Source organism: Arsenicicoccus sp. UBA2120 (genome assembly GCF_002330965.1).
Taxonomy (GTDB): Bacteria; Actinomycetota; Actinomycetes; order Actinomycetales; family Dermatophilaceae; genus Arsenicicoccus; species Arsenicicoccus bolidensis.
This window is the reverse complement of sequence record NZ_DCYC01000024.1, coordinates 16695-29364: the sequence shown is the minus strand read 5'-3', so window position 1 is coordinate 29364 and position 12670 is coordinate 16695. Positions and strand designations below refer to the sequence as shown.

Here is a 12670-nt window from a genome sequence, read left to right as displayed (position 1 = left end):
CACTCCACGGGACTCTTACCCCTCACGGGCCTGGGGCGCCAGGACAGCCCCCACGCACGACGAGGCGGGCAGGACCGTGACGATCCTGCCCGCCTCGCGGGAACCGACGACCATAGGGTCATCGCTGCTGACGGCGGCGAACCGACGTCCGTATCTCTGAGGCGCCGCGTGGTCGCGGCGCCCTCGGCAGACGCTCGACGCGCACGCGCGCCAGCTCCTGGCTGAAGTGCTGGAACATGATGGATCTCCTTGGTGATCAAGCTGTGTCGGTGTCTTCGTCAGCGCCTACGCGGCGACGTCGTCCTTGCGGGGCCGCCCGCGCGGCCTCTTGCGGGGCACGACCACCCCTGCGACGAACAGCTGTCCGCCCCAGACGCCCCACGGCTCCCGGCGCTCCAGGGCGCCGGCCAGGCAGTCGTCCCTCGCCGGGCAGGTGCCGCAGAGGGACTTGGCGAACTCGACACCGTCGGGGGTGTCGGCGAACCACATCTCGGGCTCGTTCTCCTGGCAGGGGATGGTCTCGGCGGCCGCGATCGCGGCGACCTGGTTGTCGATGAGCTCCGTGAGTGTCATCGCTGCCTCCTCAAGGTGATGCCCCGGGGTGGTGGGGCGGCGGGTGCCCGGTGGGGGCGGGTGGTGGGTCCGGTGGTGCGGTCGAGGGCCATGGGGTCCTCCTCGGCGTGGTCGGTCGGTGCCCGGACACGCACGAAGGCCGCGGATCCCGGATGTCGGGTTCCGCGGCCTTGGAGAAGACCTGGGTCTAGGGACTAGACCGGTGGCCTCCCGAGGAACGGGACGACATCCGACGGGGCGAACGAGGTGGACGGGTCGATGACGTGGGCGGAGCCGGGACGCACTCCGTCCATGACGCGGGCGGTGCCGCCGGCGTAGGACAGACCGGTCCCCTGACCCTTGCCACGGGCACCCGCGGGCGCACCGAGGGTGCCGCGATCACGGGTGGTCGAGCGCAGGGGCGTGACAGCATCGACGCAGTAACGCGTCACGATCGTCATCGTCGTGTTCTCCATGCGGCCCACCCTCCTCACTGCGCTCATCGGCACCTCGGTGCCGGGACGTGCGTCACGAGCAGCGCTCGTGACAGGACACCTTGGACTGTAGCCTCCGCCCGCGAGAGGGGGCAATGCCTTTATCGACCTGATCCGCCAGGCGGGACCCGATCAGCCTTCTTTGCCCGCGGATTCCTTTGCAGCGGAAAGGATCTCGTCGACGTCGGCGCCACCGAGAATGGCCAGCACGGACTCGCCGTAGAGCCCCAGCTTGCGGGCCCCCACCCCGGAGACGGTGGCCAGGGCAGCGACGTCGGACGGCACCTGCTCGGCGATGGCCGTCAGGGTCGCGTCGGTGAACACGACATAGGCGGGCACGCCGGCAGCGGCCGCGGTGGCCTTGCGCCAGGTGCGGAGCGCCTCGAAGGTGGCCTCGTCGTAGGTGGGCGGGCAGTCCCCACAACGCCCGGTCTTGCGCTCGGCGGCCGAGCTCAGCTCCGCCCCGCACGTGCGGCAGAACGCCGGCTTGGCGATCGACGGCTTGCGCTGGCGGCCGGTGGCGCCGGCGGCCTTGCGGGGCGCGGACCTGGCGCCCTCTCCCAGGACCGACGCGGCATCGTCGAGGAACCGGCTGGGGCGACGGGAGGCCCGTCCGCCCACGTTGCGGGACGCCGCCCAGGACAGGGCGAGCTCGCGACGGGCACGGGTCAGGCCGACGTAGAGCAGACGGCGCTCCTCCTCGATGGCCTCCCACCCCTCGGCCATCGAGATCGGCAGGAGGCCGTCGCTGCAGCCCACGAGGTGCACGACGTCCCACTCCAGGCCCTTGGCGCTGTGGAAGGACGCGAGCGTGACGCCCTGCACCGTGGGGGCGTGCTGGGCCGCGGCACGCTCCGTGAGGTCGGCGACGAGCTCCGGCAGACGTGCGTCCGGCTGCGAGGCCACGAGGTCGTCGGCGAGGGCCACCAGCGCCTGGAGGGACTCCCAGCGCTCGCGGGTGGCGCCGCCCGAGGCCGGTGGTTGCTCCGACCAGCCGACACCACCGAGGACGTCCCTGGTCAGTCGCCCGAGCGGCACCGTGCCGTCGTCGGCGCGCGCCTGCCCCCGCAGCAGCAGCAGCGCGTCGCGGACCTCGCGCCGTGAGAAGAACCGCTCCCCTCCGCGGACGAGGTAGGGGACGTCGGCGTCCGCGAGCGCGGACTCCAGCGCCTCGCTCTGGGAGTTGGTGCGGAACAGGATGGCGATCTCGGCGGGTGGGGTGCCCGCGTCGATGCGACGCCTGATCTCGGCCGCGACACCGCGCGCCTCGGCCTGGTCGTCGTCGTAGGCCGTCAGCCGGGGCTGGGGACCGTCCTCGCCCTGCGCCTGGAGCTGCACGAGCGCTCGGCCCGCGCCCGTGCGGCTCGCCTGGCCCTGGGCGCGCAGCATCACGTTGGCGAGCCCGACCACCTGGGGCGTGGACCGGTAGTTGCGGACGAGCTTGACGACGGCCGCGTCCGGGTAGCGCGCCGAGAAGCCCAGTAGGTGCGCGGGCGAGGCGCCGGTGAAGGAGTAGATGGTCTGGGCCGCGTCGCCGACCACGCACACGTCCTGGCGGTCGCCGACCCACAGGTCGAGCAGCCGCTGCTGCAGGGCGTTGACGTCCTGGTACTCGTCCACGACGAAGTGGCGGTACTGCCCGCGCACCTCGCGGGCCACGGCCGGGTGCTCGTCGAGGATGCCGGCCATGATCAGCAGGACGTCCTCGAAGTCGATGACCCCGCGCTCGCCCTTGACCTCCTCGTAGGCCTGCAGCAGGCGTGCCATCGCCGTCGCGTCCAGCCCTGCGGGGTCCCGGCGGGCGTGCCGTGCCGCGGCGGGATAGGTCTCGGGCGTCAGCAGGCTGACCTTGGCCCACTCCACCTCGGCCGCGAGGTCCCGGATGGCAGGGCGGTCGAGCTGCAGGTGCAGCCTGGCCCCCGCCTCCGCGACGGCCCCCGCCTTGTGCGGCATCACCTCGGGCGCCGCACCGCCGATCGCCCGGGGCCAGAAGTAGTGGAGCTGGCGCAGCGCCGCGGCGTGGAAGGTGCGGGCCTGGACCCCTCCGGCCCCGAGGTCGCGCAGCCGGGTGCGCATCTCGCCGGCCGCGCGGGCGGTGAAGGTGACGGCGAGCACGCGCTGGGGGACGTAGACGCCGGACCGCACGCCGTAGGCGATGCGGTGCGTGATCGCGCGGGTCTTGCCGGTGCCCGCACCTGCCAGCACGCACATGGGCCCGAGGGGTCGCTCGGCGACCGCCCGCTGCTCAGGATCGAGGGCGGTCAGTATGTCGTCAGGGGTCGCAGCCATCGCCCGAAGTCTCCCAGATGCCACCGACATACCTCGACGCGGCGCCGGCCCACCCGCCGTGGCTCACCAGGGGACGGGAGGACCATCCTGGAGCGCGGCGATGGGCTCGCCCAGCCAGCGCTCGACGAGGTGGTAGGCCACCGAGATCGGGGTGCCGCCGGACAGCACGGCGCCGGCCCGGATGTCGGCCCGCAGCTCGTCGCGGGAGTACCACCGGGCCTCGGCGATCTCGTCGTCGGCGAACCGCAGCTGGCCGTCGCGGGCGCGGGCGGTGAACGCCAGCATCAAGGATGCCGGGAAGGGCCAGGGCTGGTTCCCGGCATACTCGACCGCCTCGACCTCCAGCCCGACCTCCTCCTTGACCTCGCGGGCCACCGCCACCTCGAGGGACTCCCCCGGCTCGACGAACCCGGCGAGCACGGACAGGCGCCCCTCCGGCCAGGATGCGTTGCGCGCCAGCAGCAGACGGTCCTGCCGGTCGACCACGGCCATGATCACGGCGGGCGAGGTGACGGGATAGGACTCGTGGCCCTCCGGGCAGCGCCGCACCCAGCCGGAGCTGTTGACGGCCGTGGGGAGGCCGCACCGGGAGCAGAAGCGGTGCGCGCGGTGCCAGTTCGAGATACCGGCCAGCGTCGACGCCAGGGCGACGTCGAGCGGATCGAGCGTGAGGCCGAGCGAGCGCAGCCCCAGCCAGCGAGAGGGCTCGTCGGCGGCGCCGTCCCGCGCGGGGTCGCCGGGCCCGGACGCGTCTGGCATCGGGTCCCGGGCCACGCCCAGGTACTGACCGCCACCCTCGTCGGCCCCCAGGTAGACCACCAGGTCCTCGGCGGTCACCCGGACCTCGACCGGGCGGTGGAGCACGAGGGCGGACCCGTCGGCGCGAGCCTGGAGCAGGTCCCCACGGGACACCACGACCTGGGTGCCCTCGTCGTCGAGCAGCCGTGGCACGAGTCCCGCGTCGCCGCGCAACCAGCCTGAACGGTCCAGCGCGGAGCGGGACAGGGCCAGTTCGGGCAGGATTCGCGGCGCTCCGGTCACGCCTGACAGCCTAGACGCCGGGGCTCGCCTACCGTGGGGCGCGTGACCGTCGCCATCCGCTCCCCGTTGCACCTCGCCGCCCTGGCCAGCGCCGCCGTCAAGGGCCTGGACCCGGTGTCGGTGGAGCCCGTGCACGGGGAGGACGACCGGTGCGACGTCGCCCGCGTCCACGACTCGCAGCAGCGCACCTGGACGATCCGCGTGCCGCGGTCCGCGGCCGACGCCGCCCAGATGGAGTCGGCCGCGATGCTGCTCCCCCACCTCGACAAGCGGCTGGCGTTCGAGGTCCCCCAGGAGGCCGGCAGCGTCGCCCTGCGCGACTCGGGTCGGGCGATGGTCTACGCGCAGGTGCGGGGGCGCAACCTCGACTTCTCGAGACTCCCCGCCGGGCCCGGCCTGGCGGCCGCCCTCGGTCGCGCGCTGGGCGAGATCCACAACCTGGACCCCCGTCTCTACGACGAGGCCGGCGTCCCGGTCTACGACGCCGAGACCTATCGCACGCGTCACCTGGCCGAGCTCGACCGGGCGGCGAGCACCGGGCACGTCCCGGCGAGGCTGCTGAGCAGGTGGGAGCGCGCCCTGGAGAACGTCGCTCACTGGCGCTTCGCCCCAGCGACCATCCACGGTCGGATGTCCGGCGAGCTCCTCCTGGCCGACTTCGAGGACGACGGGGACGCCGCGAGCGGCCGCATCGTGGCGATCACCGGCTGGGACCAGGCTCGGGTGGCCGATCCGGCCGACGACTTCGCCGTGCTGTGGTCCCAGGCGACCCCAGAAGCGTTCGACACCGTGCTGGAGGCGTACGCCGGCACCCGGCACGAGCGCCCGGACCGCGCGCTGGAGATGCGCGCCAGGCTGGCGGGCGAGCTGCGACTGGTGCGCGAGCTCGTCCACGCCGAGGCCGCGCAGGACGACCTGGCCCGCAGGGAGGCGCAGTCGGCGCTCCAGCGGCTGGACGACGAGGTGGCCGGGGACGACCTGGTCGCGCACGTGCCGGCCGTGACCCTGCCCGGACCCATCGGTGCCCCCGAGACGATGGACGCCGACCTCGACGACGCCCCCCACCTGTCTGACGACCGTCATGACGCCGTCACCGGCCGGGCGCCGGCCGGCCGGCCCGAGCACCGACCCGCGGCTCGTCCGGCACCGTCGTTGGACGAGGAGGGCGCACCTACCCAGCCGGTGGTGCTGCGGGACGTCCGCACCGACCTGGCAGACGGAGCCGACGAGACGGTGCGAACGGGCTCTGGCGACGCACCCACCGAGGTCACGCGGATCGTCCCGGTCGCCGAGCCGGGCGAGTCGCGGCCGGGCCGCCGAACCGAGGGCGACACCTCTGCGGACGACGGTGCCACAGGGATCCGGGGTCTGCACCAGCGGCGGGACCAGCTCGAGAACCACGACGACGCGCCGGCCGCCTCGGGCGAGGGGGACCGCGACGGGGCAGCCGACGCTGTGCCGGTGGTGAAGGCGACGCCGGACGACACCGTCCAGGAGGACGAGTACGTCGTGGACACCACCCGACACACGACCACCCACCTGCGGCCCGGCGATCACTCCCGCTGACGGGCTGGGCGGTCAGCGGGGCGACTGACCAGCCGTGAGGTCGGCCACGAGCGTCGCCAGGGCCTGCTCGTCGGGGAGGTCCGGTCGCACGGTCTGGCCGGTGGCGGCGTAGTAGAAGGCGCCGTCGACGAGCGCGGGGTCGACCTGCTGCAACCGGGCGTAGGCGACCCGGTAGACAGCCAGCTGGAGCCGGCGCACCTCGGCTCGTCGACCGGTCGGCGGCGCGCCCGTCTTCCAATCCACCACCGTGAACCCCCCGTCCGGTCGGGGGAAGACGGCGTCGATGCGCCCGCGCAGCCTCGCGCCCGCCACGGTGGACTCCACCGCCAGCTCGATGGCCACCGGGGAGAGCGCCGCCCACTCGCTCTCGAGGAAGTGTGCCTTCATCAGGTCGAGGTCCCCCTCGTCGGCAGCGGACTCGTCCGCGCTGCCGGGGAGCTCGTCCAGGTCGATGATGGCCGCCTGGGCGTAGTGCTGCTCGACCCAGGCGTGGAAGGCCGTGCCCCTCCGGGCCGCTGTGGCCGGGGCAGCCGGCATCGGGCGACGCAGCCCCACGGCGAACTCGTCAGGGTCGTCGGCGAGGGCCACGAGCGACGACGTCGACAGGTGGGGCGGTAGAGACACCAGCACCTCGGAGCGCTGCTGGGCCGCATCTCGCTCAGCGACGAGGACGGCGATCTCACGGTCCAGGTGCCGCCACTCGTCCGCAGGCGTGACCGCCGCCGCAGGCGTGGGCTCCACCTCGGGCGTGGGCGCCACCTCGGACGTGGGCGCCGTGGATCCGCAAGCCGCCTGGACCGCGTCGGCGGCCCGGGTGAGAGCTGGGTCAGGGGCGTCGCGCAACGGCCACGGCAGGGTGAGCTGATCCGCCAGCCGCGGGTTGGCGAGGTCGTCGTCGCGGGAGTCCGGCATCTCGGCCCAGGCTGTCGTGCGGGCGATCCCCGCCTCGCGAACCTCGTCCAGCAGGCGGGACGTGACCCGCGGGCTGCGCTGAGTGGCCCAGACGGGGGCGGTCAGCAGCAGCTCGTGGCGGGCCCGGGTGACGGCGACGTAGGCCAGTCGTCGCTCCTCGACGACGGCGTGCTGCCCGCACGCCAGCACGAAGGTTTCGATCCGGCTCGCCAGCTCCTGACGGTCCGGGCAGGTCGCCCAGTCGAGGTGCGGCAGGCCGGACCGGTCGCCCCGCAGGCCGAAGGGGAGGCTGTCGAGCCCGCTCAACCAGGCCTTGTCCTTGGGCGGCGGCACCCGCCACCCACCGTCGTCCCGGGCGGCGACCCGGGCGTCGTGGGCCGGGAAGGTGCCCTCCTCGAGCCCGGGGACGACCACGAGGTCCCACTCCAGCCCTTTGGAGGCGTGGACCGTCAGCAGCTGCACGGCTCCCGGGGTGGGCGCGGTCTGACCGGCGGCGAGGCCTCTCTCGCGAGCCTCGGCGACGTCCAGCCAGGTCAGCAGACCGCCCAGCGTGGGCCGCTCGGACGACGAGGCGTAGGCGGCAACGACGTCGGCGAAGGCCTCGAGGTGGACCCGGGCATCGGCGACCGAACGCCCCGGTCGCGCCATGAGCTCGAGGTCCAGCCCCAGCACCCGCTCGGCCTCGCCGACGACCTCGGGCACGGTGGCGCTCAGGACCTCGCGCACCCGCCGGACCCTGCGCCGCAGGTCGACGAGCCGCGATCGGCCGGTGTCGCCCAGGGCGCGGCCGTGGGCGTCGTGCCATCCCGTCGGGGGTAGCCGGTCCAGCGCCTCGACGAGGCCCACCTGCTCCGGCTCCCCCACCTCGCCCCCTCGACCTAGCGACCGTGTCCAGGCGTGCAGGCCTGCGAGGTCGGCCGGGCCGAGGCGCACCAGCGGCCCCGTGAGGAGACGCATCAGGTGGTCACCGCGGGAGGGGTCGTCCACGACGTGCAGGAAGGACACGAGGTCGACGACCTCGGGCATGCTGAGGAGCCCGCCCAGGCCAACGACCTCGACGGGCAGGCCGGCGGCGGTGAGGGTCTCCGCGAGCAGGGTGAACTGGCTCCGCTTGCGGCACAGCACGGCGGCCGTCGGGCGCGGGTCGCCGTTCAGGCCGACGGTCGTGCCGGTCTCGCTGGGATCAGGCTGCGCCGCCAGCCGCTCGCTCAGCCAGTCGGCGATGTGCGCGGCCTCGGCCTCCAGGGTGTCGAGGCGGGCCGCCTCCACCTGACCGGGGCCGGCCCCGGGGCGCGGCTCGAGGACCGCCACCTCCACCGGGCAGGCGGCGGTGAGGGGCGCGGCGATGACGTTGGCCGCAGCGAGGATGGCGCCGTCGTTGCGCCAGGAGGTGGACAGCGGCAACGTGCGGGCGGGCCCAGCGGGTCCGGGGAACTGCTGGGGGAAGGACGTCAACGTGGTGGAGCTGGCGCCCCGCCAGCCGTAGATCGACTGGTGCGGGTCCCCCACCGCCATGACCGGAACCGTCTCGTCCGCCTCGGCGTAGAGCCGGCGCAGCAGCACCAGCTGCGCCTCGCTGGTGTCCTGGAACTCGTCGAGGAGGACGGCACGGAATCGCTGCCGCTCCCCCCGACCGACGTCGGGGAAGGCGCTCGCGATGCGGGCTGCCACGGACATCTGGTCGGCGAAGTCCAGGCTCTCCCGCGCCCGCTTGACGCGCTGGTAGTCCAGGATCAGCGGGACCAGGGCCTGCCGCTGACGCAGGACCCCGATGGCCTCCAGCACCGGCTTGAGCGGCGTCTTGCGTCCCTCTCCGTCGGGGAGAGCGTCCCAGGCCGCCAGGAGTCTGCGCAGGTGGTCGCCAAGGTCCTCGGGGGTGCCGAGGTGCTCCGCGAGCTGGCCGGAGAGCGACAGGACCGCCTCGACGACCGTGGACACGGCCGGGACCGCCCGGCCGGCGGCGCTGCTGACGGTGTCCAACGGCCCCGGATAGGCCTCGACGACCTCCTGCGCGAGCTGCCAGCAGGACGCCTCGGACAGCAGCCGGGCCCCGGGCTCGTTGCCGAGCCGTAGGCCGTGCTCGGACACGAGCCGGCCGGCGTACGCGTGGTAGGTGGAGACCGTGGGCGTGAGGTCGAGGCCGTCGTCGGGTGAGCCGTCACGCCACAGCCCGGCGGCCTCCAGCTGCCGCAGCCGGCGTCCGATGCGCTCGGCCAGCTCACCGGCAGCCTTGCGGGTGAAGGTGAGGCCGAGCACCTCCTGCGGCTGGACCAGACCGTTGGCGACGAGCCACACGACCCTGGCCGACATGGTCTCGGTCTTGCCCGAGCCTGCCCCGGCCACGACCAGCAGCGGCTCCCGAGGAGCCTCGATGACGGCCTGCTGCTCGGCCGTCGGCGGAGGCTGGCCCAGGGCCTGGGCGATGTCGAGAGCACCGATCAGCGTCACAGGGTCCTCCCCTCGGGCTGCGCCGGGCAGGACCTGCGGACCGGGCAGTAGGAGCAGTGGTCACCCGGCGTGGCGGGGAAGCTGTCGCCGGCCATCCCCTCGGCGGTCGACTCGACGAGCTCGCGCGCCCACCCCGGGTCGTCGGCCTCGACGGCCGGCGCCTGCGGTTGGACGCGGGGGGCACGTCGGTCGCCGCCGAGCTGCAGCAGGGCCGCACCCGCGGACCCGGTGCCCGAGGGGAAGGCACCGGCCTCGACGGCGGCCTGGTAGGCCGCCAGCTGCGCGTGGTCGGCGAGCTCGGCCTGCGTGGGGGCGCTCTTGCCCGTCTTGATGTCGACGACCCGGAGGCGACCGTCCGGGGCACGCTCGAGGCGGTCGACGCGGCCCGTCAGCAGGGCGCGCCCGATCTCGACGCGGGCCTCCTGCTCGACCGCGACGAGCTCCCACCCCTCGTCCCGGATGGTGCGGGCGTAGTCGGCCAGCTTGTCGACCATGCGACCCGCCCGGTCGTGGTCGTGCCGGCCCCGCCAGCTGTCGGGCAGCCCGAGCTCGGGCCAGCGCCGGTCGAGCTCGCGCCGCAGGGTGGTGGCGTCGGTCAGGTCGACGTCGGGGTCGGCGGCGATCTCGTGCACCAGGGTGCCGAGGTCGGCGGCTCCCCGATCGCCCCCCTCGCCCCCATGGCTCCGGAGCACCCACATGAGCCGGCACCTCCCGAAGCTCTCGATGCGGGACGGCGACACCGGCACCGGCAGGTCGTCGGGATAGAGCGGCCGCGCATCCGTCTCACGGCGCAGGGCCCACCAGCTGCCGGGATCGGCGCCAGGAACCCCGGCATCGGCCAGCGCCCCGAGCCGGGCTGCTGCCTGCTCCCGGTGTGCCGCGTCGTCGGAGAGGACGCGGCGGCGCAGCTCGGCCACCACGCCGGTGAGGGTCATCGGTCGGGGCACCTCGAGCACGCTGCGCCCGTCGCCCTCGGGAGGGTCGATGACGTCGAGGTAGGACGAGGGCTGCTCGTCCTCGGAGGACACCGCCGTGACCACCAGGCGACGACGGGCCCGGCTCACGGCGGTCAGCAGCAGTCGAGCCTCGTCGGAGCGGACCGCCGCGAGCGCCTCGCGCGGTCCGTGACCGCGCCCTGCCAGCAGGTCGACCAGGTGCTCGGACCCGAGCAGGGACCCGCGCAGCCGCAGGTCCGGCCAGACTCCCTCCTGCACCCCGGCGACGACCACCAGGTCCCACTCGCCCCCGGCCGCACCCTGAGGGGTGAGCACCTGGACGACGTCGGTCGTGGGGGCCTGGGCGACGAGCGAGTCCGCCGCGACCTCCTGACCGAGGACCTGCTCGAGGAAGGCCTCCGGGCCGGCACCGGGCAGTCGCTCGGCGAAGGCACCGGCTGCCCCGAACAACGCGACGACGGCGTCAAGGTGCCGGTCGAAGCGCACGGACATCGGCCCGGACGACAGGGCGGCCCCCCTCCAGTCGTCGGCGACGCCCAGCGCGGACCACAGCTGCCACAGGATGGACTCGGCGGTTGTCTCGGCCGACCACCGACCCTCAGGGGTGAGCCGGGCCGCCCCGGCAGCCCTCGCGATCGCGCGACCGAGGCGCCGGACCGGTTGGGTGTCCACGGTGGGGAGCGCGTCGTCGTCGAGCGCGGACGGGTCGGACGGGTCGGACGGGCGCAGGAGCGCGGCCACGAGGAGCTGGTCGGGGGCCCGGTGGCCGCCCGCGGCCTGCTCGCGCCGCCGCAGGGCACGGCGCAGCCGCCGCACGGCGACCGGGTCGCTGCCGCCGAGCGGTGAGAGGAGCAGGTCGACGGCGACGTCGGGCTCCAGGGGACGCTCCTGGCCCCGCGCGACGCGGACGACGACCTCGAGCAGGGTGAGCAGGGCCCGGGCTGCGGGCTCCTCCCGGACCGGCAGGTCGGTCATCGCGGTGGGGACCGGCACGCCGGCGGCCGCCAGGGATTGACGGAGCGCGGCGAGCCGGGACCGGCCTCGACACACCACGGCCATCTGGGACCACGGCACCCCGTCGACGAGGTGGGCCCGGCGGAGCACGCCGCTCACGTGCGCGGCCTCCTGCGCGGCGCTGCGGAGCAGCACCGTCTCGACGGTGCCCTCCGACCCCGCCTGCGCCGCCCCGGGGTCGGTCTGATGGGTCGTGGCTGCTGCGTGGTCCTCGACCTCACGGTCCGCCACGCCCGCGTCGTGCCCCGCGCCCGGCCCGACGACGGGGTGCCCGGCCTCGCCGACCGGCGCCTCCGTCCCCGCCTGCCTGTGAGCAGTGACTCCGACAGCGCCGACCTGACGCGAGACGCGGGCGGTGACGGCGGCGAGCACGCGCCCCTGGCGGTGGGAGCACCCGAGGACGTGCGTCTCGCCCAGGCTGAGCAGGTCGTCACCCCCGAACCACCGCTCCCAGTCGGAGGCGAAGACCCGGGGGTCTGCCCCGCGGAAGGTCTGGACCGCGGTGTCCGGGTCGCCCACGAGCACCAGCGGCGTGGAGGGCGCGCGCACGACCGAGAGCAACCGCGCCGCCGACCAGGTCAGCTCCTGGGCGTCGTCGACGACGATCAGCCCGATGCGGCTCCGCACGCGGTCCAGCGCCTCCGCCGACTCCTCGAGCCGGTCGGCAGCGGCGGACAGCACCCAGGCCGGGTCATAAGCGCCGGGGCGGGAGAAGGCGGTGACCTGGTCGTACTCCTCCAGCACCGCCGCGGCGGCGCGCCACTCGGGGCGCCCGTGCCAGTCGGCGAGGACGACGAGATCCTCCGGGACCAGCCCCCGCTCGACGGCCCGCATCAGCAGGTCACGCAGCTCGGCGCGAAAGCCCCTGGTGCCCAACGCCTCTCGCACGGACTCCGGCCACTCCGGGCCCCGCACCACGCCGAGGGCGTGGCCGTCGAGGAGCTCCTTGAGGATGGCGTCCTGCTCGGCCCCGGACAGCAGCCGCGGAGACGGGTCCCCCACCAGCGCCGCCTCGGAGCGCAGGACGCCGAACCCCAGCGACTGGTGCGTGCGCGCCAGCGGCGTCGTGGTGGTGCCGCCCAGGCGGCTGGTGATGCGGTCCCGCAGCCCGGCAGCCGCGACGCGCGAGGAGGTGAGCAGCAGGGCCCGGTCGGCCTCGACGAGGCCGCGCCGCACGCGGTCGACGACCAGCTCGACGGCCAGCGTGGACTTGCCGGAACCCGGTGCGCCGACCACCTGGAGGAGCGAGGCGGTCGAGGCGAGCACGGCCCGCTGGCGCTCGTCGAGGACGGGCGCCTCGGCGAGGAGCGGGGTCGGCGTGCGCCGGAGCTGGACCATGCCTCGATCACACCAGACACCACTGACACACCCCCGCGCGACAGCCCGGGGGGACGGGAC

General features: G+C 74.6%; 7 protein-coding genes. 1 reads left to right on the top strand and 6 read right to left on the bottom strand.

The window, feature by feature from the left end; translation table 11 throughout:
- Positions 1-285: 285 nt before the first annotated feature.
- The 4 genes from B2P18_RS02865 to nudC form a co-directional block, all read right to left on the bottom strand.
- The gene (locus B2P18_RS02865) at positions 286-573 is read right to left on the bottom strand and encodes a WhiB family transcriptional regulator (RefSeq protein WP_019287530.1); all 288 of its coding nucleotides are present in this window, start codon (positions 571-573) and stop codon (positions 286-288) included.
- A gap of 194 nt (positions 574-767) precedes the next feature.
- On the bottom strand, positions 768-1028 hold the full coding sequence (locus B2P18_RS02860) for a hypothetical protein (protein WP_239263131.1): 261 nt from the start codon (positions 1026-1028) through the stop codon (positions 768-770).
- A 150-nt stretch (positions 1029-1178) separates the two neighbouring features.
- The gene (locus B2P18_RS02855) at positions 1179-3335 is read right to left on the bottom strand and encodes an ATP-dependent DNA helicase UvrD2 (RefSeq protein WP_029210386.1); all 2157 of its coding nucleotides are present in this window, start codon (positions 3333-3335) and stop codon (positions 1179-1181) included.
- A 63-nt stretch (positions 3336-3398) separates the two neighbouring features.
- Positions 3399-4376 carry an NAD(+) diphosphatase gene (nudC, locus tag B2P18_RS02850; protein WP_019286147.1) on the bottom strand — a complete coding sequence of 326 codons (978 nt, stop codon included), beginning with the start codon at positions 4374-4376 and terminating at the stop codon, positions 3399-3401.
- A gap of 42 nt (positions 4377-4418) precedes the next feature.
- Between nudC and B2P18_RS02845 the strand changes: the two genes are divergently transcribed.
- The gene (locus tag B2P18_RS02845; RefSeq protein WP_286955770.1) at positions 4419-5942 is read left to right on the top strand and encodes a phosphotransferase; all 1524 of its coding nucleotides are present in this window, start codon (positions 4419-4421) and stop codon (positions 5940-5942) included.
- 12 nt (positions 5943-5954) lie between these two features.
- Here B2P18_RS02845 and B2P18_RS02840 read toward each other — a convergent pair whose 3' ends face one another.
- Entirely contained in the window at positions 5955-9302 is a 3348-nt protein-coding gene (locus B2P18_RS02840) for an ATP-dependent DNA helicase (RefSeq protein ID WP_286955769.1), read from the bottom strand.
- Complete coding sequence (locus tag B2P18_RS02835) at positions 9299-12610, bottom strand: ATP-dependent helicase (RefSeq protein WP_286955768.1); 3312 nt, start codon at positions 12608-12610, stop codon at positions 9299-9301. The genes B2P18_RS02840 and B2P18_RS02835 overlap by 4 nt, the downstream gene beginning before the upstream one ends.
- Positions 12611-12670: the final 60 nt, after the last annotated feature.

Coding starts and splice junctions, on each gene's coding strand:
- B2P18_RS02835 (WP_286955768.1), bottom strand. CDS start 12,610: ATGGTCCAGCTCCGGCGCACGCCGACCCCGCTCCTCGCCGAGGCGCCC.
- B2P18_RS02865 (WP_019287530.1), bottom strand. CDS start 573: ATGACACTCACGGAGCTCATCGACAACCAGGTCGCCGCGATCGCGGCC.
- B2P18_RS02855 (WP_029210386.1), bottom strand. CDS start 3,335: ATGGCTGCGACCCCTGACGACATACTGACCGCCCTCGATCCTGAGCAG.
- B2P18_RS02860 (WP_239263131.1), bottom strand. CDS start 1,028: ATGGAGAACACGACGATGACGATCGTGACGCGTTACTGCGTCGATGCT.